The following is a 22,154-nucleotide window of genomic DNA, read 5'->3' on the forward strand; positions in this document are numbered from 1 at the left end:
CCGCCCCCCGAGCGATGAACCAGCGGCCCGCGCGCCGCCCCGCACCCCGCCCGCCCGAGGGCACCCCGGCCCCCGCCGAGCTGGCCAGAATGGCGCGGTTCGGGCTGGCCGGAGCGGCCCGAGTCGCCTACTGGGCCGACACGGCCCTCGGTCCGGGCAGCGACAGTGCGACCGCCGACGGCAAGGCCACTCTCTCCGAGGCGTCCGCCGAACGCGCGTCCGCCGATCTGGGCCTGACCGCTGCTCAGATCCGCGCCGACTGGGACACCGCCCGGCTCGCCGGCCTGGTCGAGGTGCACGGCGACAGCGCCCGCCCCGGCTGGCGACTGCGTGCCTGGGACCGCGACGACAGCGCCGTGCTGCGCGGCTGGGTCGCACTCTTCGACGCCTGGTCGCTCGCCTACCCCGAGCCCGCGGAGTTCGAGGCCTCCGCCGTCGCCGAGGTCGTCTCGGCCATGCCCCAGGTGCTCTCCTTCCTCCAGCTGTCCGCCGGTCCCGTCCCGGTCGAGCAGCTCCTGGACCTGCTGCGGCAGCGGGTCACCGAACTGCGCACCGAGCGCTGCGAGGTCCCCTACGACACGGAGACCGCGAGCGGCACCGGGTCGGCCGTTCCCGTCGCCGCCCTGCCCGCCGCCCGCAGCGGCCCGGCGAACCGCGCACCGGCCGAGGACCCCGCCCCCGCCGAGAACGCCGAGCTCGCTCCCCTCCTCGACTGGGCCCTGCACGCGCTCGCCTCCGTCGGCGCGCTGACCTACGGCGTCGGCCACGCCACCCTCACCCCGCTGGGCAGCTGGGCGGTCTGGGTCAAGCTGGAGCAGATCTGCGTGGCCGCGCAGAGCCCCGCCGGGAACATCGAGGTCGCCGCCGAGGAGATGCTGCGCGGCTGCGCCCAGCTCCGCCCCAACGCGGCCCGCGCCGAGTACCGCGCCTGGCTCGCCGCCCGCCCCGTCGGCAGCGCCGTCGCCGAACTCGTCGCCGCCGCCCGCGGCGAGGACGCGCTGCTGCGCGGCCTCGCCTTCGAGGCGCTGCGCGTGGTCGGCGCCCCCGCCGAACCGGACGTCCGCGCGGTCGTCGACGAACCGACCCTGCGGCCGTACGCCCTGCTGTGGCTGGCCGAGCACGACGGGGTCGACCCGGAGGACGCCCACGAGGTGCTCACCCGCGAAGAGGCCACCTGGCTGTGGGTGGACACGGCCGCCGCGGTCGCCGACCACGGCGAGGCGCCGATGCTGGTCCGCCATCTGGAGTCGGCGCTGCAGCCCACCGTCCCCGCGCTGCTCGACGAGGTGCGTGCCGTCGGCCATCCGCGCACCGTGCAGGTCCTGGTCGCCCTCGCCGCCGCCCACCCCGACCCGGCGCTCGCCAAAGCCGTCCGCCGGGCCGCCTTCCAGGTGCACACCGGCGGATGACGCCAGGGGCGGGCCGGGTGGGTCAGGCCGCTATCTCCGGGGCGTATGTGCCGAAGCTCCAGATGTTCCCCTCGACGTCCCGGGCCATGTAGTCCCGCGAGCCGTAGTCCTGGTCCGTCGGAGGCATCAGGATCTCGGCGCCGTGATCCACGGCCCGCTGGTGGTGTGCGTCGACATCGTCCACGACGATGTACACCCCGGTCGGTCCAGCGCCCTCCATCGCCGCGTCGAAACGGCCGCCGCGGCCCTTGGAACCCAGCATGATCGCGCCGTTGCCCTGCACCAGCTCCGCGTGCAGCACCATGCCGTCCTCCCCCTCGTACACCGACAGCTCGGTGAAGCCGAAGGCCTCCGTCAGTTGCTTGATCGCCGCCTTCGCGTCCGCGTACAGCAGCGTCGGATAGATGCTCGGCCGTCCGCCGGTCGTGCCCGCCATGCCGATCACTCCCTTGTGAGCCAGTCCCCCGAAAGCCGTCTCTCCGGCCTGCTGCGCAGTCTTGCACCCGGCACTGACAACGCCCCCGGCCCGCGCTGACGGCGCAGGCCGGCGGCCCAGCGGTTCACCGGAAGGTGTTGCACTGCCCCATGTCCCCGGTCCGGTACCCCTGGTAGAACCACTGCTGCCGCTGCCGCGCCGACCCGTGCGTCCAGGTCTCCGGCGTCACACGCCCCTGGAACCGCTCCTGGATCCGGTCGTCGCCCACGGCCGCCGCCGCGTCGAGTCCGTCCCGGATGTCGGCGTCCGTCAGGCTGGTGATCAGGGGCCTGCCGGTCGACTCGTCCTTCGTGGTCGTCGCGTGCCGCGCCCACACCCCGGCGTAGCAGTCGGCCTGGAGCTCCACCCGCACCGAATTGCTGTTCACGCCGGTCAGGTTGTCCTGCGACCTGCTCAACGTGCCCGTCAGGTCCTGCACATGGTGCCCGTACTCGTGCGCCACGACGTACGCCTGGGCGAACGGCCCGCCGCTCGCCCCGAACTTGGACCGCAGCTCGTCGAAGAAGCCCAGGTCCAGATAGACCTTCCGGTCACCCGGGCAGTAGAACGGCCCGACCGCCGAGGTCGCCGCCCCGCACGCGGTGCCGACCTGCCCGCTGAAGAAGACCGTCGGGGAGTTCGTGTAGGTGCCCCGGCGCTGCTGGAACTCCTGCTTCCAGAAGTCCTGCACGCTGTTGACCACCGCCACCATCCTGCAGTCCTCCCTGGTGTTCGCGTCCCGCCCGGTACGGCAGCTCTGCTGCACCTGCGCCAGCGAGGACGAGGTGGGCGCGGGCGAGCTGTCACCGGAGGAGAGGCCCAGCTGATCGGGGCCGATACCGAGGAACAGCGCGAGGAGCAGCGCGATCAGGCCTGCCAGGCCGCCGCCGATGGTCGCCTTCCCGCCCGGAACGCGGCTGCCGCGCACGTCCTGGACCTCTGAGGTGTCCAGGTTCGCGTCGTCGTCGAACTGCATGGGGCACCGCCTTCTGCTCGCACCCGTCCCCTGCCTCACCTTGAGCCATCCCCGCCGTCACTTCGCGCCGATGGCCGGACGAACGCCCGATCGGGCGACGTCCCGCCCCGCCCCCGCGTCACGCCCGCCCGTGCCTCGCGGGCGTGGCTACGCTCTGCGCCTGATCCATGGGACAAGGGCGCCCGGTCGGGCACCGAAGGGGGGAGCGCGGTGCCCGTTCTGCCACACGGGAGCACCCCACCGCCCACCCCCGGCACCTTCGCACCCCCCGCAGCCGCCACCCCCCACGACGAGCCCCCTCCAGCCGGCGGCTCCCCGATCTCCGCTGCGGATGGCCTGCGGGCGCCGGTCTCCGCAGCCGATGGTTTCCGGGGCGAGCCCCCTTCAGCCGGCGGCTTCCGGGCGCCGGTCTCCTCTGCGGATGGCCGTCGGGCGCCGGTCTTCGCTGTGGACGGCGTGCGGACCCCGGTCTCCGCAGCCGATGGTTTCCGGGGCGAGCCCCCCCGTTCAGCCGGCGGCCTCCGCCCCCCGGTCCCCGCTGCGGACGGTTCCCGGGACGAGGCCCTTGCCGCGGACGTCCTCCGGGCCTCGGTATCCGCCGCGGACGTCCTTCGGGCGCCGGTCCCCGCTGCGGACGGTTCCCGGGACGAGGCCCTTGCCGCGGACGTCCTCCGGGCCTCGGTATCCGCCGCGGACGTCCTCCGGGCCTCGGTATCCGCTGTGGACGGGCTCCGGGCCCCCGTCTCCGCTGTGGACGGGCTCCGGAAGCAGGCCGGCGGTCTGCCTGCGGACCTCCTTCCCCGCGAGCTCCTCACCCGTCGCCTCCTTCCCGTCGCCCTTGTCCTTCTCCTGGTCGGCGCACTCCTCGGGGCGGTTCAGCAGAGCCGACCCGCCCCCTACGGCGACCACCTCACCCCCGGGCCGACCGCGCACACCGCACGCGCGCGTGGGGAGGTCGTCGAGGCGTACGACGGGCGGACCCTGCGATGGCGGTACGCGCGCGTGGGGCGCCGTCCGCTCAGCGTGCTGCCCGCGCGCGGGCATGCGATCGCCGTCTGGGACGACGGGCTCGTCACCGACACCGACGGCCGTTCCGTGCGCTGGCACCGAGCCCTGCCCGCGGCCACCGACTGGCTCCGGCGACAGGGCGGCGCCGGCGTCCTGCGCCCTCTCGGCCGCGGCATCCTCGCGGTCGTCACCCCGGCCCGCATCGCCGCGTACCGCACCGCCGACGGCGACCTGCGCTGGGTACTGCCCGCCCGCGCGGGCTGCGCGTTCCGCCCCGAACGTGCCCTTCGTCACGGCGCCGCCCTGCTCGTCGCCCAGCCCTGCGCGCACGGCGCATGGACCGCGCAGCTCATCGCCGTGGACGACCTGGGCCCGATCGCCCCGCACCGCACACCCCTCGGCAACGACCTCCCCGGCACCCGCCCCGAACACCCGCACGCAGAAAAAGCGCTTGCGCCACCCCGTTAGACTTGGCCCATGGCCATTCTCCTCGCGCATTAGACGGCGGGAACGTCCTCAGCCGTCCACCCGTCGAACCCCGTCCGCCCTGGAGTCTGTCCGTGATCTCCGCCTCCGGTATCGAGTTGCGCGCCGGTGCGCGCGTCCTCATCGAGAACGCCACCTTCCGCGTCGCCAAGGGCGACCGCATCGGCCTGGTCGGCCGCAACGGCGCCGGCAAGACCACCCTCACCAAGGTCCTGGCCGGTGACGGCATCCCCGCCGCGGGCACCGTCACCCGCTCCGGCGAGGTCGGCTACCTCCCCCAGGACCCCCGTACCGGCGACCTCGACGTCCTCGCCCGCGACCGCGTCCTCTCCGCGCGCGGCCTCGACGTACTGATCCGCAAGATGCGTGACAACGAGCAGCGCATCGCCAACGGCCAGGGCGCCACCCGCGAGAAGGCGCTGAGGCAGTACGAGCGCCAGGAGACCGAGTTCCTCACCAAGGGCGGGTACTCCGCCGAGGCCGAGGCCGCCACCATCGCCGCCGCGCTCAACCTGCCCGACCGGGTGCTCGGCCAGCCCCTGCACACGCTCTCCGGCGGTCAGCGCCGCCGTATCGAGCTGGCCCGGATCCTGTTCTCGGACGCGGACACGCTCCTGCTGGACGAGCCGACCAACCACCTCGACGCGGACTCGATCGTCTGGCTGCGGGACTACCTGAAGACGTACCGCGGCGGCTTCATCGTGATCTCCCACGACGTCGACCTGGTCGAGACAGTCGTCAACAAGGTCTTCTACCTTGACGCCAACCGCTCCCAGATCGACGTCTACAACATGGGCTGGAAGCTCTACCAGCAGCAGCGCGAGGCCGACGAGAAGCGCCGCAAGCGGGAGCGCGCCAACGCCGAGAAGAAGGCGGCCGCGCTGCACTCGCAGGCCGACAAGATGCGCGCCAAGGCCACCAAGACGGTCGCCGCCCAGAACATGGCCCGCCGCGCGGACAAGCTGCTGGCCGGCCTGGACGCCGTCCGCGTCTCCGACAAGGTCGCCAAGCTCCGCTTCCCGGACCCGGCGCCCTGCGGCAAGACCCCGCTGACCGCCGAGGGCCTGTCGAAGTCGTACGGCTCGCTGGAGATCTTCACCGACGTCGACCTGGCCATCGACAAGGGCTCCCGGGTGGTCATCCTCGGCCTCAACGGCGCCGGCAAGACCACGCTGCTGCGGCTGCTCGGCGGTGTCGAGCAGCCCGACACCGGCCAGGTGATCGAGGGCCACGGCGTCAAGCTCGGCTACTACGCCCAGGAGCACGAGACCCTGGACCCGGACCGCACGGTCCTGGAGAACATGCGCTCGTCCGCCCCCGACATGGAGCTCGTCGAGGTCCGCAAGGTGCTGGGCTCGTTCCTGTTCTCCGGCGACGACGTCGACAAGCCGGCCGGTGTCCTCTCCGGCGGCGAGAAGACCCGGCTGGCCCTGGCCACCCTGGTCGTCTCCTCGGCGAACGTCCTGCTCCTCGACGAGCCGACCAACAACCTCGACCCCGCCAGCCGCGAGGAGATCCTCGGCGCGCTGCGCACCTACAAGGGCGCGGTCGTCCTCGTCACCCACGACGAGGGCGCCGTCGAGGCTCTCCAGCCCGAGCGGATCATCCTGCTCCCCGACGGTGTCGAGGACCTGTGGGGCGCCGACTACGCGGACCTGGTCGCCCTCGCCTGATAACCGGTCCTCTGAGAACCGGTCCTCTGAGAACCGGTCCTGTCACCCTTGCTTGATCGAATGCCTGATCCACTGGCTATGGATCATTCGGCTTATCGGTGATCCATCATCTGTGTGAGATCTCCTCGTATCGAGGTGTGTCATGCATCGATTTCGCGGCCGATCCCTTTGTCGACAAGGGGTCGGCCGCTTCTCGTGCCTGACCTGGCACTTCGCGGAAGTACCCGTTCGGCCTCATGGGCAACCCTTGCCGGAATCATGGATTCCACTTGTGGGGATGCACTCCTGTCGTCACAACGATGTCTTACGGACCTTGCCGAATGGGTGGCCATCGCGCCCCGGAGGGGTGATCATGAGGGGACCAGAGCGCACTTCCCATGAGGAGGCACGGGTGGCCGAGACTCTGAAGAAGGGCAGCCGGGTAACCGGCGCCGCGCGCGACAAGCTCGCGGCAGACCTGAAGAAGAAGTACGACTCCGGTGCGAGCATTCGGGCACTGGCCGAGGAAACCGGCCGCTCGTATGGCTTCGTCCACCGGATGCTCAGCGAGTCGGGTGTCACGCTGCGTGGGCGTGGCGGGGCGACGCGGGGCAAGAAAGCCGCGTCCTGACCCCGGGCGGCCCATCGGCTTCGATGGTGGCCACCCGGTCGGTCAGGTGATCGACCGGGTGGTTACTGTGCAGTCACTTAGCATGCCGTACGGCAATGCGTGATGACCGCACACATCGGAGGCGCCCCATGGCTTCGCCCGACCAGGACCTCGCTCCTGTTCTCGACAAGGACGGCGTACGGCTCACCGTCGACGACGCGCTCGCCACGGTGACGCTGACCAACCCGGCCAAGCGCAACGCCCAGAGCCCCGCACTGTGGCGGGCGTTGGCCGAAGCCGGGCGGTCGCTGCCGGGGTCGGTCAGGGTTGTCGTGCTGCGCGGTGAGGGCCAGTCCTTCTCCGCGGGCCTCGACCGGCAGATGTTCACGCCGGAGGGGATCCCGGGCGAGCGGACCTTCGCCGAACTCGCGCGCCGCGACGACGCCGGGCTCGACGCGACCATCGCCGAATTCCAGGAGGCGTTCACCTGGTGGCGGCGCAACGACATCGTGTCGATCGCCGCCGTGCAGGGCCACGCCATCGGGGCCGGCTTCCAGTTGGCCCTCGCCTGTGATCTGCGTGTCGTCGCGGACGACGCGCAGTTCGCCATGCGCGAGACCAGCCTGGGGCTGGTGCCCGACCTCGCGGGTACGTATCCGCTGGTCTCCCTCGTCGGCTACGCCCGAGCGCTGGAGATCTGCGCGACCGGGCGGTTCGTGCAGGCCGAGGAGGCGGTGACGTCGGGGCTCGCGAACCTTGCGGTCCCGGGCGCCGAACTCGACGCCGCGGTGCGGGACTTGGCCGCGGCGCTGTTGGCCGCGCCCCGGGACGCGGTGGTGGAGACCAAGGCGCTGCTTCGGGGTGCGGGTGACCGGACGTACGACGAGCAGCGCGCTGCCGAGCGGCAGGCGCAGGCTCGGCGGCTGCGGGACCTCGCCGGGGTGGGAGAGTAGATCGACGTGGGCCGGTGGGGCCAGTCGCCCGCACCCGGCGGTAGCCGCGTGTCGATACAGCCCCCACGCCCCAGAAGAGGCGCTTCAATCGATAAGGGCGCTTCAACCGCTGCTTGTCACTTCGCCGCTTGTCACTTCACTGCTGTCACATCGACGCTTGTTACAAGGACGGCCACCGTCGGCTGATCGTCCAGCTCCCCGCTGACCGCCGTACGGACCCGCCGGGCCACCTCCACGGCTGGCGGGCCGCAGGCCACCGCCACCTCCACCCGCACATGCCGGCGCGGCAACGCGGCCTCGAAGTGCACCTCCCGGCTCAAGGCCCCCGTCACCCGCGCCACCCCCGGCACCGCCAGGGCCGCCGCCGTCACCCTTGCCCCGTCCGGATCGGTGCCCTCCCGGACCGACGGCGGCCGAGGCGGACGTACGACTTCTGACTCCGTGCCGTCCGCCTCCAGCAGGTCGGTCACCCGCAGGTCCACCTCGGCCACCGCCAGCCCGAGTTGTGCCGCCGCCGTGACCGCCAGAACCCGGCGCAGTCGGGCTGCCGTGGCCGGCAGCGGCTCGGCGGCCGTCGCCGCGAAGTCCGCCGACAGAAGCAGCGGTCCCGGTGGCACGGCACCGGGCGGTGGCGGCACGGCGGGTTCCGGTACGTCCTCCGAATCCGACGGCGCGATCCGTACGGCCCCGAGCCGCACCCCCGGCACCTGGGCCGCCGCCCGGCGCAGCACCGCGTCGGCCGCCGCCTCCGTGAGCCACGCCCCGTCGTGCGGCCCGCCCAGCGGGAGCAGTCTGCCGTAGCCCAGGGGGTGCCGCACCGCGTCTGTCCATCGGTCCGCCGTCATTGCTCCAGCCTGCCGCATCACCGGGGCACGACAGGGCATCCCCACTTACCGTGGTCGCAGGACGACGACCGGAAGGGGCACGCGGCGATGACGGAGATGACGGCGGAGCCGGAGAAGGACCCGAAGGACCCGACGGTACAGACCCGGAAGACCGTCAGGCGCGGTGGCGGTGACCCCTCTACCCGCGGACGGACCACGATCGCCGACGGTGTGGTGGAGAAGATCGCCGGACTGGCGGCCCGGGACGTCGTCGGCGTGCACGCGATGGGCAGCGGACTCGCCCGCACCTTCGGTGTGGTGCGCGACCGGGTGCCGGGCGGCTCCAAGTCGGTCACCCGAGGGGTGAAGGCCGAGGTCGGTGAGGTGCAGACCGCGCTCGACCTGGAGATCGTCGTGGACTACGGCGTGTCGATCGCCGACGTGGCCCGCGCGGTGCGGGAGAACGTGATCGCGGCCGTGGAGCGCATGACCGGGCTCGAAGTGGTCGAGGTCAACATCGCGGTGAGTGATGTGAAGCTGCCCGAGGAAGAGGAAGAGGAGCCGGAGACCCGGCTCCAGTGACGGCTGAGGGGAGCGCACCATGAACCTGGCCGTGGTCGGCATGATCGCCGGCATGGCGCTGGGCTTCGCCGGATACTTCGGCGGCTTCGGAGCCTTCCTGCTGGTGGCGGCACTGGGCGCCATCGGGTTCGTCGTCGGCAGGTTCGCGGAGGGCGACCTCGAACTCGGCGACTTCTTCCGCGGCCGCGACGACCGGCGTGACCGGCGGCGATGACCACCGCGAGCAGGGAGACCCGCAGACCCCCGACGGCCGTGGCGCCCGGCGAGCGCGGGGCCATCCGGATCGCCGACCGGGTGGTGGCGAAGATCGCGGCGCAGGCGGCCCGCGAGGTCGTCGGCCCCCTCCCGAAGGACGCCGTGCCCCCGCACGCCACGGTGGCGGTCTCCCACGACACCGCCCGCGTCCGTGTCCACCTGGAACTGGGCTATCCGTCCGACATCGGCGCCCGGTGCGCGGCCGTGCGTCGACATGTGGTCGAGCGGGTAGGCGCGTTGGTGGACATGGAGGTGCGGGAGGTCGTCGTCCACGTCGAACGGCTGCACCCGGCCCAGACCCAGGGGAGGGCGTGATGAGCACCGAGCAGACACAGGTCATCGAGAAACCACCCGAGGCCGCGCCACCCCCGGCCGGCCACGCGGCACGCTTCTGGTCCGCGCGCCGCACGCCCGCGGCCGTGGGCGCCGTCCTTCTCCTATTGACGGCGGGCGCCTTCCTGTACGACATCGCGGCCGTACGGGCCCACCATCCTGCGATGCACTGGCGCCGCGAACTGGCCCGGCAACTCGCCGAGCAGCCCCTCGACAGCACCTGGGTCCTGGTGGGCGCGGGCATCGCCGTCGCCCTCGGCGTGTGGCTGCTGGCCCTGGCCGTCACGCCCGGCCTGCGGCACGTTCTGCCGATGCGCCGCACCCACCCCGACGTCCGCGCCGGGCTGCGCCGCGACGCGGCCGCCATGGTGCTGCGCGACCGGGCCATGGAGATCTCGGGCACACGCCGGGTACGCGTACGACTGCACCGCTCCCGCGCCCGTGTCCTCGCCGTCTCCCACTTCCGTGAACTCGACGAGGTCAAGGCCGACCTGGACACGGCACTCACCGACGCGATCCACGGCCTGGGGCTGGCCCACCCGCCCAGGCTGGCCCTGCGCGTCATCCGCCCCGACCGGAAGGGATGAGCGATGCTCACGGCGATCAACCGCGTACTGACCGGTCTGGCGGGCCTTGTGCTCCTCGCCCTGGGCGGTGCGGTCCTGGCCGTCGGGCTCGGCGCCCCGGCCCCCTCCTGGTGGATCCACGACGGCCGTCACGACGTCCTCCTCACCACCGCCGAACGCACCCGCTGGCGCGACGCCGGCTGGTGGTGGCCCACGGTCCTGGCCGCCCTCGCGGTGCTGCTCCTGCTGTCCCTCTGGTGGCTGAGCGCACAGCTGCGCCGCCGCCGACTGACCGAGATCCTGGTGGACACCGGAGACGGCGAGGGCGCGTTGCTGCGCGGCAGGGCCCTGGAGACGGTCCTGGCGACCGACGCGGCCCAGCAGCAGGGCGTCGCCCACGCCCAGGCGGTATTGAGGGGCAGGCGCACGGCTCCGGAGGTACGGGTGTGGCTCCAACTGCGTCCGGACGTGCCACCGCGCCAGGCCCTGGACGACCTCACCACGCAGGCACTGGCCCACGCCCGGGACTCGGCGGCCCTGAAGAAACTCCCGGCGGTGGTCCGGCTGACGTCAGTGAAACACCGCGCGGAAAGGGTCACCTGAAACACTGTCCAGCGGACCCACGGGAATCTCCGCCGGCGGAACCGGGTTCCTTCCCGTTGCGACGATCACAACGGGAAGGGGACGGCAGCCGATGAGCCTTCGTCAGTTCGAGTACGCCCTGGCCGTTGCCGCGGAGGGCTCGGTGACGGCGGCGGCGGAGCTGCTGCATGTCGCTCAACCGTCGGTGTCCCAGCAGATTCGCGGCCTGGAGCGGGAACTCGGCGTGGAGCTGTTCGCCCGCACGCCGACCGGACTGGTGCCCACCGCGGTCGGCCGCGCGTTCCTGCGCGAGGCGGAGGTCGCGGTGAGCGCGTGGCGGCGGGCGAGGGCGACGGCGCGGGCCGGTGCCGATGAGCTGGTGGGCGAGCTGGTGGTCGCGGTGCAGATGGGCTTCGGCACACGGCAGCTGCCGAGCGCGCTGGGCGGGCTGCGCCGCCGCTTCCCGCGGCTGGAGGTCACCGTCTTCGAGGAGCCGAGCTCCGCCGAGCTGGACCGGCTGTGCCGCCGGGGCGTGCTGGACCTCGCTTTGATGGCGGCGTGCGAGCGGAGCCCGGCCAACGCCCACCACCTCGGCGACGAGGAGTTCGTCGTGGTGCTGGGCGCCGGTCACCGGCAGCTCGCCAAGGACCGGGTCGAGCTGCGCGAACTGGAGGGCGAGCCCTGGGTGAGGTTCGACCGTGACAGCGCGCTCGACGGCGTGCTGCTGAGTGTGCTGCGGGACAACGAGCTGACCCCGGCCACGGCCGCCCGCGTGTCCCAGACGGCGACGGCCGTGCGCTGGGCCGCCCACGGGCTGGGGGTGACGCTCGTCCCGGCCTCCGCGGTGCCCCACGGTCACGAGCACCTCGTGCGCCCGGTGTTCCCGGCGGTGTCCCAGCCCGTCATCGCCGTGGTCCCGCACGGCGCGGGACCGGCGCAGACTTCTCTGCTGGAACTCCTGCGCAAGGAGACCTGGTCCGAGTCCGCTTTCTTCTCACCGCAATCCTGACGGCCGATAAGAAGCCGGGCGCCGCAGAATTCCTTTTGTCGAAGCCCGCGTTCCGGAATGCCCTCGACGTCAACCCCTGGGGAATTCGCCGCCGTCCACGACGAGATTACTTCCGGTCAGCCAGCTCGCCCGGTCGGATACGAGGAACAGCACCGCGTGGGCGATGTCGTCGGGCCGGCCGTCGCGTCCCAGCGGCGTGGTGTCGTCGGCGTTGGTCTGGCTCGGCGCCAGGCCCAGGCGCGCCCACTGCTCCCGCGTCTCCTCGCCGCCGGGGGTGGCGACTCGGCCCGGAGTCACGGTGTTGACGCGGATCCCGAACGGGGCCTGCTCCAGGGCCAGTCCCCGGCTGTAGTTCTCCAGCGCCGCCTTCGCCGCCGTGTAGTGCAGGAACGGTGCCACCGGGGTGAGCACCGCGGCCGAGGAGACATGCACGATCACCCCCGAACGCCGTTCCCGCATCCCCGGTACCAGCAGCGAGTCCAGCCGTACCGACGCCAGGTAGTTCAGGTCCAGCGCGTCCTGCCACTCCTCGTCGGGGATGGCCGAGCTGGCCTGGTGCGGTCGCTCCCCACCCGCGTTGTGGACCAGGACGTCCACCCCGCCGAGCACCTCCCGCGCTGCCGCGGCGAGCGCCTCCGCGCCGGCCCGTGTCCGCACGTCGGCCTGCACGAAGGCGGCCCCCTCCGGCACCGTGCCCGTCGCCGACCTGGCGGTCGTGAGCACCTCGGCGCCCGCGTCCAGGAGCCGGCGGACGACGGCCGCTCCGATTCCGCGAGAACCACCCGTGACCAGGGCCCGCTTTCCCGCGAGTTCTCGCGTTCCCGATCCGTTCTCGATTGTGGCCATGCCACCGGTCCTCTCGATCGCGTGTGAGTCCGCTCGACAGAAAAAGAATCGACGTGCGCAGAGCGCGAATACTCGGAGAAATCGCGGTGAGCACGCCGTCGAGCTGTTTCACGGTACGTATAGAAAAGAACCAGAGGCAAAGACCAAATATCAGCAGGTGCTATAGGGAACCCCTATGGCGTCCCGGGCGCAGGGTCCGGACCGTCAGAACCCGTGCCGCATCCCACCGTCGACAGGCACCATGATCCCCGTCAGGTAGGACGCCCCCGGCGACAGCAGAAACGCGCCCACGCGCCCGAACTCCTCCGGCGTCCCGTACCGCCGCAGCGGAATCCGTGACTCGTTCTCCATCCGCGTGGCCTCGGGGTCGGCCGACAGCGCGTCCAGCTCCCGCACCCGGTCCGTGTCGATCCGCGACGGCAGCAGCCCCACCACCCGAATCCCGCGCGGCCCCAACTCGTCCGCCAGCGACTTGGCGAAGCCGGCGAGCCCCGGCCGCAGCCCGTTCGAGATCGTCAGCCCGGGAATCGGCTCGTACACCGAACCGGACAGCACGAACCCGATGACACCGCCCTCCTCCAACTCGGCCGCGGCCGCACGCGCGAGCCGCACCGCGCCCAGGAACACCGACTCGAACGCGGCCTGCCACTGTTCGTCCGTGTTGTCGGCGAGAAACCCGGCCGGGGGCCCGCCCACACTCACGAGAATGCCGTCGAAACGCCCGAACTGCTCACGCGCCGCCGAAATCACCCGCGCCGGCGCATCCGCATCCGCGTTGTCGACGGCGATACCCGCCGCGTTCGGCCCCAGCTCGGCCACCGCCTCGGCGACCCGCTTCTCGTCCCGTCCGGTCACCACGACCTTCGCCCCGTCGGCGACCAGCTCGCGCGCGGTCGCGTTGCCCAGCCCGCGGGTCGCTCCGGTGACGACGTACACCCGGTCCTTCAGTCCAAGATCCATGGTCCCTATCCTGCCTCGTCGCCACCGAACAGTGTGAGGGCGGTGTTGACCAGCCCGATGTGGCTGAACGCCTGCGGGAAGTTGCCCAGCTGGCGTTGGAGCTGCGGCTCGTACTCCTCGGCGAGCAGTCCCACGTCGTTGACGAGTCCCACCAGCCGTTCGAACAGTGCCTTCGCCTCGTCGGTACGGCCCGTCATGTGCAGCGCGTCGGCGAGCCAGAACGAGCACGCCAGGAAGGCGCCCTCGCCGCCCGGCATTCCGTCGACGCCGATCGCGTCGGTGTCGTAGCGGCGCAGGAAGCCGCTCTGGCCCAGGTCGTCGCGGATCGCGTCCACCGTGCCGATCACCCGCGGGTCGTCCGGCGGCAGGAAGCCGAAACGGGGGATCAGCAGCAGGGCGGCGTCGAGTTCGCGCGAGCCGTAGTACTGGGTGAAGGTGTTGCGTTGTGGGTCGTAGCCCTGCTCGCACACCTCCCGGTGCACCTCGTCGCGGAGCGCGCGCCAGCCCTCCAGCTCGCCCTCCAGCTCCGCGTGCTCCTCCAGGGTCCGTACCGCGCGGTCCGCGGCCACCCACACCAGCACCTTGGAGTGCACGAAGTGCCGGCGGCCGCCGCGCACCTCCCACAGGCCCTCGTCCGGCTGGCGCCAGATCTTCTCCAGGAACTTCATCAGCGAGCACTGGATGGCCCACATATGCGGCCTGGTGGACAGGCCGGCGCTGCGGGCCAGTGACAGCGAGTCCATGACCTCGCCGTACACATCCAGCTGGAGCTGGTCGACGGCGCCGTTGCCGACGCGTACCGGCCGGGAGTCGGCGAAGCCGGGCAGCCAGGGCAGTTCGAACTCGGGCAGCCGGCGTTCGCCCCCGAGGCCGTACATGATCTGGAGGTCCGCCGGGTCACCGGCGACCGCGCGTACCAGCCAGTCGCGCCAGGCCTCGGCCTCCTTGTGGTAGCCGGCGGACAGCAGGGCGCCGAGGGTGAGGGTGGAGTCGCGCAGCCAGCAGAAGCGGTAGTCCCAGTTGCGGACCCCGCCCAGCTCCTCGGGCAGCGAGCTGGTGGCGGCGGCGACGATACCGCCGGTCGGCGCGTAGGTGAGTGCCTTGAGGGTGATCAGGGAGCGCATCACCGCCTCCCGGTGGGGGCCTTCGTAGGTACAGCGGGCGGCCCAGCGCCGCCAGCCGGTGACGCTGGAGCGCAGCGCCTCGTACGGGTCCACGAGCGGCGGCCGCCGCTCGTGCGAGGGGTGCCAGGTGAGCACGAACGCGACCCGCTCGCCCTCCGCGACGGTGAACTCCGAGTGCGTGCCGAAGTCCTCGCCCCAGGTCCGCACGGACGGTTCGCTGCGCAACCACACCGCGTCCGGCCCGGCGACGGCGACCCGGTTCCCGCCCGAGCGGCGCATCCAGGGGATGACCGAGCCGTAGTCGAAGCGGATACGGAGCGTGCTCTGCACGGTGACGCGGCCGCTGACGCCCTCGATGATGCGTACCAGGTCGGGCGCGTGCTCGCGCTGGGGCATCAGGTCGGTGACACGGACCGTGCCCTCGGCGGTCTCCCACTCGGTGTCCAGGACCAGCGTGTCGGGCCGGTAGGCGCGCCGGGTGCACGTGGTGGCGTCCTTGGGGGCGATCCGCCAGTGGCCGTTGTCCTCGTCGCCCAGGAGCCTGGCGAAGCAGGCCGCCGAGTCGAACCGGGGCAGGCACAGCCAGTCGACGGAGCCGTCCCGGCCGACCAGCGCCGCGGTCTGTTCGTCGCCGATGAGGGCGTAGTCCTCGATACGTCGGTCCACGGATTCCAGTTTCCCGGCGCGTCGGTGGGCCAATCAGGCGATGCGCCGGGGGAGTGACCCGGCGCTCAGACGGCGGCCGCCGGTTCCGCTTCCGCCGCGGCCTCCTCCTTCGCCGCCTCCTCGCGGGTGCGGGCCTCACGGCGGACCAGCACGAACCAGCCGTAGGGGACGCCCGCGGCGAACAGCCACCACTGGATCATGTACGCGTAGTTCAGCGGGGCGTCTTCCTTGCCCGGGTCGGAGATCTGCTCCGGGGTGTCGCCCTTGGGCTGGGGCGAGGTCTGCTGGATGTAGCCGCCCAGCACCTGCTTGCCGAGCCGGCGCGCCTGCTCCTCGCTGTTGATCAGCATGATCTGCCGGTCGGGCAGGCCCTTGATGTCCTTGATGCCGCTCGCCGCGGTGGTCTCGTCGGGCATCAGCCGGCCCTGGACGGTGACCTGGCCGGCCGGCGGGGCCGGGATCTTGGGGAACGCGGTCTGGCTGGGGCCGTCGGAGGGGATCCAGCCCCGGTTGACCAGCAGCACCTTGCCGCCGGCCAGCACGAAGGGGGTGAGGACGTGGTAGCCGACCTTGTCGTCGGAGCTGGTGCGGCGGCGGACGACGACCTCGTCGGCGGTGTCGAAGGTGCCGGTCGCGGTGACGGTGTGGTACCGCTCCTTGCGGGTCACCGCGTGCCCCGGCTCGGTCACCCGCTCCACGGGCACGGGCTTGGCATGGAGCGCCTCGGCCACCAGCGCGTTACGGGCGCTGCGCTCCTCGTACCGGTGCTTCTGCCAGAACCCGAGCCGGATCATCGTGGGAATCAGAAGCAGCGAGATCAGGGTGAGGATCACCCACTGCCGGGTCAACAGGAAGCGGTGCACCCCACGACCGTACAACTCGGTCGTGGGGCGCGATCGGGCGGGTACCGGGTCGGTACGGTTCGGTACCGGGTCACACGCGGTCGACGATGCCCGGCTTCCCGGCCTCCCGGGCGCAGCAGTACCACTGGTTCCCGGCCTCGACGCCCTGGCCGATGATCGACACCTCGCAGTGCTCGCAGACGGGGGCCATGCGGTGGATCGCACAGGAGAAGCAGTCGAAGACATGGACTCTCCTCTATGAAGTAGCCGGTACCTCAAAGAGGGGTGGGTGAATGGCGGTTATGACGAACGCTGAGTGGCTTGAGCACTGGCTGTCACGGGCGCCAGTGCTGTCGGAGGATGCTGTGGACGACATCCGGCACGTTCTTACGGCCGCGGGAGACGACGAAGACTGCTCTGATGCGACGTAGTGCCGTGGTCTGCAGGTTCGGGTGCCCTTTGTGGAAGGGTCTGCAGAATCGCCTGACATCAGCGCAGAGGGCTTCGCCGGTACGTCCAGGGAGCTGGTGTCGGCGCGGCTCAGGAGACGGTGCGGGCCTCCTGCCCGGGACAGGCAGGGACACTCGGTGCAGAGTGTAAGGAGGCCGCGTACCCCTGATCGTCCGTACCTGCTTCAGGTGCCATCACGCCGTGGTCGGCGGAGCGCTGTCAGCTTGCGAGGGTCTGTCCCGCCACTGACGATGTGGCTTATGACTCGTTGCGAAGTGTGTGGGAACGATTACGAGCTGGCGTTCACCGTCGAGACCCAGGACGGGGCGCGCCATGTCTTCGATTCGTTCGCTTGTGCAATTCACCGCATGGCCCCGATCTGCGAGCACTGCCGTGTGCAGATCGTCGGCCAGGGTGTCGAGGTCGAGGGTCACTGGTACTGCGGCGCTCACTGCTCGCGTGCGGAGGGCAAGGTTGGCATTGTGGACAAGGTCGGTTCTGCCACATAGCCAAGAGCCCTTGCCGTGTGGACGTTGTCGGTAAGTCTGGGGCTGATGCGGATTCTTGGAAACGGCTCTGGCCGCAGTTCCGCGAAAGCACAGGTCAGCGACATGAACGCAACGTCTCTCGCCTGGGTGCCCACTCCGTGGCGATCAATGCGGTCGGGGACGTATGGACAGCGCTCGGCCTTCTTGTGGTGATCGGCGGCTCGGCTGGTTCACGCCTGGAACTCGGTGAGATCGATGGTGTGAACGAGCAGCGGGTAGTCGTACACCGGGTGCGCCGTCTCTCGCTCCGGCACCATGCCGAGCTTGCGGATGACGTTCTCGGAGGCGTCGTCCCCCACTCGGTTGATGCTGATGACGCGGTCGAGGCCGCGGTCCTGGAGCGCGAACTCCAGCGTGGCATGGGCGGCTTCGGATGCGTATCCCTGGCCCCAGAAGTGTGAGCCGAGCCGCCAGCTGATCGCTACGGCGGGCAGGACCTCCGGCAGGAACTCGGGGACGGACAGACCCGTGAAGCCGGCCAGCTCACCCGAGGCCAGCAGCTCGACGGCAAAGAGTCCGAAGCCTTCCTCGTCCCACTCCTCCTCCCACCGTTCGATGGCCTCTGCCGTGTGGTCCAGATCGCGCACGGAGCCGTCGTCGATCCAGTGCATGACCCGCGGGTCCGCGTTGATGTCCGCCATCGGTGCGAGGTCGTCCTCGTGCCAGCGACGGAGGAGGAGGCGGGGTGTACGGATCTCGGTCATGGCGCTCATCCTGCCTCATCGGTATTCGGCGCTCCCCGTGCCGCCGCTCCGGGAGGCAAGGCGCCAAGCCGCCTGCACCGCGCACCGTGTCGGCTGAATCACCGGGCCGACGCTCGGGCAGATGACGTTCGCCACCTTGGTCGCGAGGTGCGTATTGCAGGGCCCCCAGCCGCCGCCGTGAGAGGCGCAATGCCATCGGTCTGCTCATTCCTCGCCCACGAAGCCGACGGACCGGATCAGAAGCCTTCAAGATCGCCGTCCTCATCGAGCAAACGCTCGCCATGCGCCAAAGGGTGAGGCGGTGGTCCCCGCACGGGCGAGCGGGAGCCGGGCGAGTCGCACGGCAATCACCCGTCCGTACGGCCCTGCCGCGGCGTCACCTCCTGCCACGCCGGCGCCACGTCCCGCAGCAGCTGCCCGAAGGCCGCCTCGTCGACGACCGGCGTGCCGAACTGACGCGCCTTGAGCACCTTCGAGGTGCCCGAGCCCGGGTCGTTGGTGACGAGCAGACTGGTGAGCCGCGAGACGCTCGTCGACACATGCAGGCCGGCCTCGACGGCCCGGTCCTCCAGAAGCTCCCGCTCGATCGAGGTGTCCCCGGAGAACGCCACCCGCATGCCCTGCCTGAGCGGCTTGCCGTCCTCGTACCGCCCCGGGTTCGGATACGGGCACGCCGGCCGTTTGCGTGACGGACGCCAGCTGCTCGGCCGGTAACCGCCGTAGCCGCCGCTTGACTGGTGCCCGATCCGGGGCGTCTCCGACCACTCCGTCAGCGGCCGGCACTCAAGGAGCGGCAGCCGTACGTTGCCCGCCGCGGCGGCCCGCAGGCTGGGCCGGAACGCCTCCGCGAGCACGCGCGCGTCGTCCAGCGCGTGGTGCGCCCGCTGCTGTACGACACCGAAGTGCGCGGCCAGGGTCTCCAGCTTGTGGTTGGACAGCGGCAGACCCAGCTCCTTGGAGAGCGCGATCGTGCACAGCCGCTGTTTCACCGGGGCCTCGGTCTTCGCGCGCGCGTACTCGCGCGCGATCATCTGCCAGTCGAAGACCGCGTTGTGCGCGACCAGCACCCGGCCGTCGAGCCGGGCCGCGAACTCCCCGGCGACGTCGATGAAGAGCGGCGCCCCTTCGAGCGCCTCGCTCGTCAGACCGTGGATCCACACGGGACCCGGGTCGCGCTCGGGGTTGACCAGTGTGTACCAGTGGTCCTCGACCTCGCCGCGCTCGTCCAGCCGGTAGACGGCCGCGGAGATGATCCGGTCGTCCCGGGCCAGTCCGGTGGTCTCCACGTCAACAACCGCGTACCGCTGGGGATACGCGGCCGGCCACGGGGTGCCGGGGGACACTGCGGTCGTACGGTCTTCGAGCATGGTCATTGAGGATACGGGCCCCGACTGACAGCCAGGTCCGTCAGGTCGCCCGCCACACCCGCCCGTTCGCACGTCCTGGTAGCCCTTCACATGGCTTTGGACCTGGGACAGCGCGCAGCGACTGAGGGAACTGCACGGCGAACGCCACTGCGAGGTCGCCCTGTTGCCGGGTCACGGCCCCGGTGGACCGCGGCGATGACCGGCGGCAGCGCGGCCACGTGTACGGCGTCGGCCTCGACCTCCCGGATCCGATCGAGGGGGGCTTCGGTACGGCTCTGGCGACGTCGGTACGCCGCTCGCAGGGACCGGGGTGCGATCCTCCCTGCTGTGATGGAACCAACGCACCACAACGAGGCCCACGCGGGAACGCTCGGCTCGCGGCTGAACTGGCTGCGGGCGGCCGTACTGGGCGCGAACGACGGCATCGTGTCGACGGCGGGCATCGTCGTCGGCGTAGCGGGCGCCACCAGCGACCGGGGCACCCTGTTGACGGCGGGCCTGGCGGGACTGCTCGCCGGCTCGATGTCGATGGCGGCGGGGGAGTACGTGTCGGTGTCCACCCAACGCGACTCGGAACTGGCCGCGCTGGCGCTGGAGAAGCGGGAGCTGAAGGAGCAGCCCGAGGCGGAACTGGACGAGCTGACCGAACTGCTGGAGCGACGCGGGCTGTCCCGGGAGGTGGCGCGGGAGGCGGCGGTCCAGCTCACCGAACGGGACGCGCTGAAGGCGCACGCGAGCGTGGAGTTGGGCATCGACCCGGACGAGCTGACGAACCCGTGGAACGCGGCACTGGCGAGCTTCCTGGCGTTCACGGTCGGGGCGTTGCTGCCGCTGCTGGCGATCGTGCTGCCGCCTTCTGACTGGCGGCTTCCGGTGACCGTGGTGTCGGTACTGGCGGCGCTCGTCCTGACGGGATGGTGCAGCGCGCGGCTGGGGGCGGCGGCGGTGGGCCCGGCGGTGGTGCGGAACGTGGTGGGCGGGGCGCTGGCCATGGGGGTGACCTATGCGGCGGGGAGTCTGCTGGGGGCGGTGGGGGTCTAGCGCGCGCCCTGATGCGGGGAGGAAACGCGTCCTTGCCGAGGAGCGGGTGGTCACGACGTACCGGACCTCGAGTTGGCGGAGATCGCCAACAAGCAAGCGCATACCGCCGGTAATACTTGTGGGTAACAACGTCTAGCCGCAGCCGACCAGCGGCTCTACGGTGCCCCCATGCCGAACCTGCCCGATGTGGTGCTGTGGTCGATACCCGCCTTCGTGCTGCTCACCGTGATCGAGGTGATCAGCTACCGAATCCATCCCGACGACGACGCCGGCGGGTACGAGGCCAAGGACGCGGCCACCAGCATGGGCATGGGGCTCGGGTCGCTCGTCTTCGACCTCGTGTGGAAGATCCCGATCGTCGCGATCTACACAGCGATATACGAACTCACCCCGCTGCGTGTTCCCGTTCTCTGGTGGACGGTCCCGCTGATGCTGTTCGCGCAGGACTTCTTCTACTACTGGTCCCACCGCGGCCACCACGTCATCCGCATCCTGTGGGCCTGCCACGTCGTCCACCACTCCAGCAAGAAGTTCAACCTCAGCACCGCGCTGCGCCAGCCCTGGACCTCGCTGACGGTGTGGCCGTTCTACGTCCCGCTCATCGCCGTCGGTGTGCACCCGGCCGCGCTGGCGTTCTGCTCCTCCGCGAACCTCGTCTACCAGTTCTGGATCCACACCGAGCGCATCGACAAGATGCCCCGGTGGTTCGAGTTCGTGTTCAACACGCCGTCCCACCACCGTGTGCACCACGCCTCCCAGGGCGGCTACCTGGACCGCAACTTCGGCGGGATCCTCATCGTCTGGGACCGGTTGTTCGGGTCGTGGGTACCTGAGGTCGAGCGGCCTGTGTACGGGTTGACCAAGGACATCGACACGTTCAATCCGATCAAGGTGGCCACCCATGAGTACATGGCCATCGGCAGGGACCTGAGGGCGGCGCGCAGTTGGCGGGAGCGGGCCGGGCGGCTGTTCCGGGGGCCGGGCTGGGCGCCGGCGGCCGCCGTGGAGCAGACCGAGGAGTCCGTGGCCGCGTGAGAGCGCCCCGGGCACTGCTCGCCGCCTTCGCCCTCACCGTCGTAGTCGACCTCGGCTGCCTTGCCGTCGGCTTCCACTCCGGGCACGTGGTCGCCAAGGTCCTGCTGATGCCCCTGCTCGCCGCCTGCGCCGCCCGCGCGGGCGGCCCCCGGCTGCTCGTCGCCGCCCTGCTGTGCGGCTGGGGCGGCGATGTGCTGCTGCTCTCCGACGCCGAACCCGCCTTCATGGCGGGTATGGCCTGCTTCGCCGTCGGGCACGTCTGCTATCTCGTCCTGTTCCGCCGCCACGGACCGTCACACGCGCGTGCCCGCGTCCTCGCCGCCTACGCCGTCGCCCTCGTCACCCTGGTCGCCCTGCTGTGGCCGGACCTGCCCGCCGTCCTCCGTGCGCCCGTCGCGGGCTACAGCACCCTCCTCGCCGCCATGGCGTACACGGCGGCGACCCGGCTCGGCCCGGTCGCTGGGCTCGGCGGCGCGCTCTTCATGCTGTCCGACACGCTCATCGCGACCCGTGTCGCCGACTGGCCGCAGCTGCCGAGACCCGACTTCTGGATCATGCTCACCTATGCGGCGGCACAGTTCCTGCTGGCCCGGGGCACGCTCGACGCGCGATCAGCACCGGCGACGGCGCACCGTCAAGTGCGCTCGGCCACACCCTGAGCGCACTCACGACCTCGCACGACAGGACCCTCGCCGTCCGCGCCGGCACCCTCCACGCCCCGCACGACGGCCGGGGCAGCGCATCGGGCACGAGTTCCTCGGCGTGGTCGAGAAGACCGGCCCCGAGGTGAGCACCGTGCGGCACGGGGACCGCGTCGTCGCCCCCTTCATGTGGTCCGACCGCGTCAATGG

At 71.3% G+C, this 22,154-nt stretch carries 25 protein-coding genes and 1 pseudogene; 16 read left to right on the forward strand and 10 right to left on the reverse strand.

Features of this window, described 5'->3' with window-relative positions; all coding sequences use genetic code 11:
- Nucleotides 1-14: 14 nt before the first annotated feature.
- On the forward strand, nt 15-1,409 hold the full coding sequence (locus ABZ396_RS10450; protein WP_358914635.1) for a hypothetical protein: 1,395 nt from the start codon (nt 15-17) through the stop codon (nt 1,407-1,409).
- Nucleotides 1,410-1,431: 22 nt separating this feature from the next.
- Here the strand turns inward: ABZ396_RS10450 and ABZ396_RS10455 are convergent, their stop codons facing one another.
- The 3 genes from ABZ396_RS10455 to ABZ396_RS10465 all read right to left on the reverse strand — a co-directional run bounded on the left by ABZ396_RS10455 (nt 1,432) and on the right by ABZ396_RS10465 (nt 3,769).
- Nucleotides 1,432-1,845, reverse strand: a complete 414-nt coding sequence (locus ABZ396_RS10455; RefSeq protein ID WP_358914637.1) for a VOC family protein — start codon at nt 1,843-1,845, stop codon at nt 1,432-1,434.
- A gap of 124 nt (nt 1,846-1,969) precedes the next feature.
- On the reverse strand, nt 1,970-2,860 hold the full coding sequence (locus ABZ396_RS10460) for a neutral zinc metallopeptidase (protein ID WP_358914639.1): 891 nt from the start codon (nt 2,858-2,860) through the stop codon (nt 1,970-1,972).
- A 507-nt stretch (nt 2,861-3,367) separates the two neighbouring features.
- Entirely contained in the window at nt 3,368-3,769 is a 402-nt protein-coding gene (locus ABZ396_RS10465; RefSeq protein WP_358914641.1) for a hypothetical protein, read from the reverse strand.
- A gap of 93 nt (nt 3,770-3,862) precedes the next feature.
- Here ABZ396_RS10465 and ABZ396_RS10470 point away from each other — a divergent pair, with 93 nt between their 5' ends.
- The 4 genes from ABZ396_RS10470 (at nt 3,863) to ABZ396_RS10485 (ending at nt 7,569) form a co-directional block, all read left to right on the forward strand.
- On the forward strand, nt 3,863-4,336 hold the full coding sequence (locus ABZ396_RS10470) for a hypothetical protein (RefSeq protein ID WP_358914643.1): 474 nt from the start codon (nt 3,863-3,865) through the stop codon (nt 4,334-4,336).
- Nucleotides 4,337-4,428: 92 nt separating this feature from the next.
- Nucleotides 4,429-6,027: an ABC-F family ATP-binding cassette domain-containing protein gene (locus ABZ396_RS10475; RefSeq protein ID WP_358914645.1), complete on the forward strand. Its 1,599-nt coding sequence runs from the start codon at nt 4,429-4,431 to the stop codon at nt 6,025-6,027.
- A gap of 391 nt (nt 6,028-6,418) precedes the next feature.
- Complete coding sequence (locus ABZ396_RS10480; RefSeq protein ID WP_046727957.1) at nt 6,419-6,637, forward strand: helix-turn-helix domain-containing protein; 219 nt, start codon at nt 6,419-6,421, stop codon at nt 6,635-6,637.
- Nucleotides 6,638-6,765: 128 nt separating this feature from the next.
- A complete protein-coding gene (locus tag ABZ396_RS10485) occupies nt 6,766-7,569 on the forward strand; it encodes an enoyl-CoA hydratase/isomerase family protein (RefSeq protein ID WP_358914647.1) in 804 nt (267 codons plus the stop codon).
- Between the two features lie 131 nt (nt 7,570-7,700).
- On the opposite strand, the gene ABZ396_RS10490 is transcribed toward ABZ396_RS10485, so the two are convergent.
- Nucleotides 7,701-8,414 (reverse strand): nucleopolyhedrovirus P10 family protein, encoded by a 714-nt coding sequence (locus ABZ396_RS10490; RefSeq protein WP_358914649.1) that lies wholly within the window; start codon nt 8,412-8,414, stop codon nt 7,701-7,703.
- 87 nt (nt 8,415-8,501) lie between these two features.
- On the opposite strand from ABZ396_RS10490, the gene ABZ396_RS10495 reads away from it, so the two are divergent.
- The 6 genes from ABZ396_RS10495 to ABZ396_RS10520 all read left to right on the forward strand — a co-directional run bounded on the left by ABZ396_RS10495 (nt 8,502) and on the right by ABZ396_RS10520 (nt 11,720).
- Nucleotides 8,502-8,975: an Asp23/Gls24 family envelope stress response protein gene (locus ABZ396_RS10495; RefSeq protein ID WP_358914651.1), complete on the forward strand. Its 474-nt coding sequence runs from the start codon at nt 8,502-8,504 to the stop codon at nt 8,973-8,975.
- 19 nt (nt 8,976-8,994) lie between these two features.
- Nucleotides 8,995-9,189: a hypothetical protein gene (locus ABZ396_RS10500; RefSeq protein WP_358914653.1), complete on the forward strand. Its 195-nt coding sequence runs from the start codon at nt 8,995-8,997 to the stop codon at nt 9,187-9,189.
- Nucleotides 9,186-9,545 (forward strand): hypothetical protein, encoded by a 360-nt coding sequence (locus ABZ396_RS10505; RefSeq protein ID WP_358914654.1) that lies wholly within the window; start codon nt 9,186-9,188, stop codon nt 9,543-9,545. The genes ABZ396_RS10500 and ABZ396_RS10505 overlap by 4 nt, the downstream gene beginning before the upstream one ends.
- Nucleotides 9,545-10,150: a DUF6286 domain-containing protein gene (locus tag ABZ396_RS10510; RefSeq protein ID WP_358914656.1), complete on the forward strand. Its 606-nt coding sequence runs from the start codon at nt 9,545-9,547 to the stop codon at nt 10,148-10,150. The genes ABZ396_RS10505 and ABZ396_RS10510 overlap by 1 nt, the downstream gene beginning before the upstream one ends.
- A gap of 3 nt (nt 10,151-10,153) precedes the next feature.
- On the forward strand, nt 10,154-10,732 hold the full coding sequence (amaP, locus tag ABZ396_RS10515; protein ID WP_358914658.1) for an alkaline shock response membrane anchor protein AmaP: 579 nt from the start codon (nt 10,154-10,156) through the stop codon (nt 10,730-10,732).
- A 91-nt stretch (nt 10,733-10,823) separates the two neighbouring features.
- Nucleotides 10,824-11,720 (forward strand): LysR family transcriptional regulator, encoded by an 897-nt coding sequence (locus ABZ396_RS10520; RefSeq protein ID WP_358914660.1) that lies wholly within the window; start codon nt 10,824-10,826, stop codon nt 11,718-11,720.
- A 69-nt stretch (nt 11,721-11,789) separates the two neighbouring features.
- On the opposite strand, the gene ABZ396_RS10525 is transcribed toward ABZ396_RS10520, so the two are convergent.
- The 4 genes from ABZ396_RS10525 to ABZ396_RS10540 all read right to left on the reverse strand — a co-directional run bounded on the left by ABZ396_RS10525 (nt 11,790) and on the right by ABZ396_RS10540 (nt 16,179).
- Nucleotides 11,790-12,566, reverse strand: coding sequence for an SDR family oxidoreductase (locus tag ABZ396_RS10525; protein ID WP_358914662.1), 777 nt, complete (start codon nt 12,564-12,566; stop codon nt 11,790-11,792).
- 204 nt (nt 12,567-12,770) lie between these two features.
- Nucleotides 12,771-13,526 (reverse strand): SDR family oxidoreductase, encoded by a 756-nt coding sequence (locus ABZ396_RS10530; RefSeq protein WP_358914664.1) that lies wholly within the window; start codon nt 13,524-13,526, stop codon nt 12,771-12,773.
- Between the two features lie 5 nt (nt 13,527-13,531).
- A complete protein-coding gene (locus ABZ396_RS10535) occupies nt 13,532-15,316 on the reverse strand; it encodes a glycoside hydrolase family 15 protein (protein ID WP_358914667.1) in 1,785 nt (594 codons plus the stop codon).
- Between the two features lie 65 nt (nt 15,317-15,381).
- The gene (locus tag ABZ396_RS10540; protein WP_358914669.1) at nt 15,382-16,179 is read right to left on the reverse strand and encodes an SURF1 family protein; all 798 of its coding nucleotides are present in this window, start codon (nt 16,177-16,179) and stop codon (nt 15,382-15,384) included.
- 689 nt (nt 16,180-16,868) lie between these two features.
- On the opposite strand from ABZ396_RS10540, the gene ABZ396_RS10545 reads away from it, so the two are divergent.
- Complete coding sequence (locus ABZ396_RS10545) at nt 16,869-17,117, forward strand: hypothetical protein (protein WP_358914671.1); 249 nt, start codon at nt 16,869-16,871, stop codon at nt 17,115-17,117.
- Nucleotides 17,118-17,326: 209 nt separating this feature from the next.
- On the opposite strand, the gene ABZ396_RS10550 is transcribed toward ABZ396_RS10545, so the two are convergent.
- Nucleotides 17,327-17,860, reverse strand: a complete 534-nt coding sequence (locus ABZ396_RS10550) for a GNAT family N-acetyltransferase (RefSeq protein ID WP_358914673.1) — start codon at nt 17,858-17,860, stop codon at nt 17,327-17,329.
- A 347-nt stretch (nt 17,861-18,207) separates the two neighbouring features.
- On the reverse strand, nt 18,208-19,227 hold the full coding sequence (locus ABZ396_RS10555; RefSeq protein WP_358914674.1) for a DEDDh family exonuclease: 1,020 nt from the start codon (nt 19,225-19,227) through the stop codon (nt 18,208-18,210).
- A gap of 327 nt (nt 19,228-19,554) precedes the next feature.
- Here ABZ396_RS10555 and ABZ396_RS10560 point away from each other — a divergent pair, with 327 nt between their 5' ends.
- The 4 genes and pseudogenes from ABZ396_RS10560 to ABZ396_RS10575 all read left to right on the forward strand — a co-directional run.
- Nucleotides 19,555-20,268, forward strand: coding sequence for a VIT family protein (locus ABZ396_RS10560; RefSeq protein WP_358914676.1), 714 nt, complete (start codon nt 19,555-19,557; stop codon nt 20,266-20,268).
- A 168-nt stretch (nt 20,269-20,436) separates the two neighbouring features.
- Complete coding sequence (locus ABZ396_RS10565; protein WP_358914678.1) at nt 20,437-21,303, forward strand: sterol desaturase family protein; 867 nt, start codon at nt 20,437-20,439, stop codon at nt 21,301-21,303.
- Nucleotides 21,300-21,962, forward strand: a complete 663-nt coding sequence (locus ABZ396_RS10570; protein WP_358914680.1) for a lysoplasmalogenase — start codon at nt 21,300-21,302, stop codon at nt 21,960-21,962. Before ABZ396_RS10565 ends, ABZ396_RS10570 begins: the two co-directional genes overlap by 4 nt.
- 61 nt (nt 21,963-22,023) lie before the next feature.
- Nucleotides 22,024-22,149 (forward strand): annotated as a pseudogene (locus ABZ396_RS10575) (alcohol dehydrogenase catalytic domain-containing protein); the annotation flags it as partial.
- Between the last annotated feature and the right edge of the window lie 5 nt (nt 22,150-22,154).

The sequence above is a fragment of the Streptomyces sp. NPDC005866 genome, from assembly GCF_040629895.1.
In the GTDB taxonomy this organism is placed as follows: domain Bacteria; phylum Actinomycetota; class Actinomycetes; order Streptomycetales; family Streptomycetaceae; genus Streptomyces.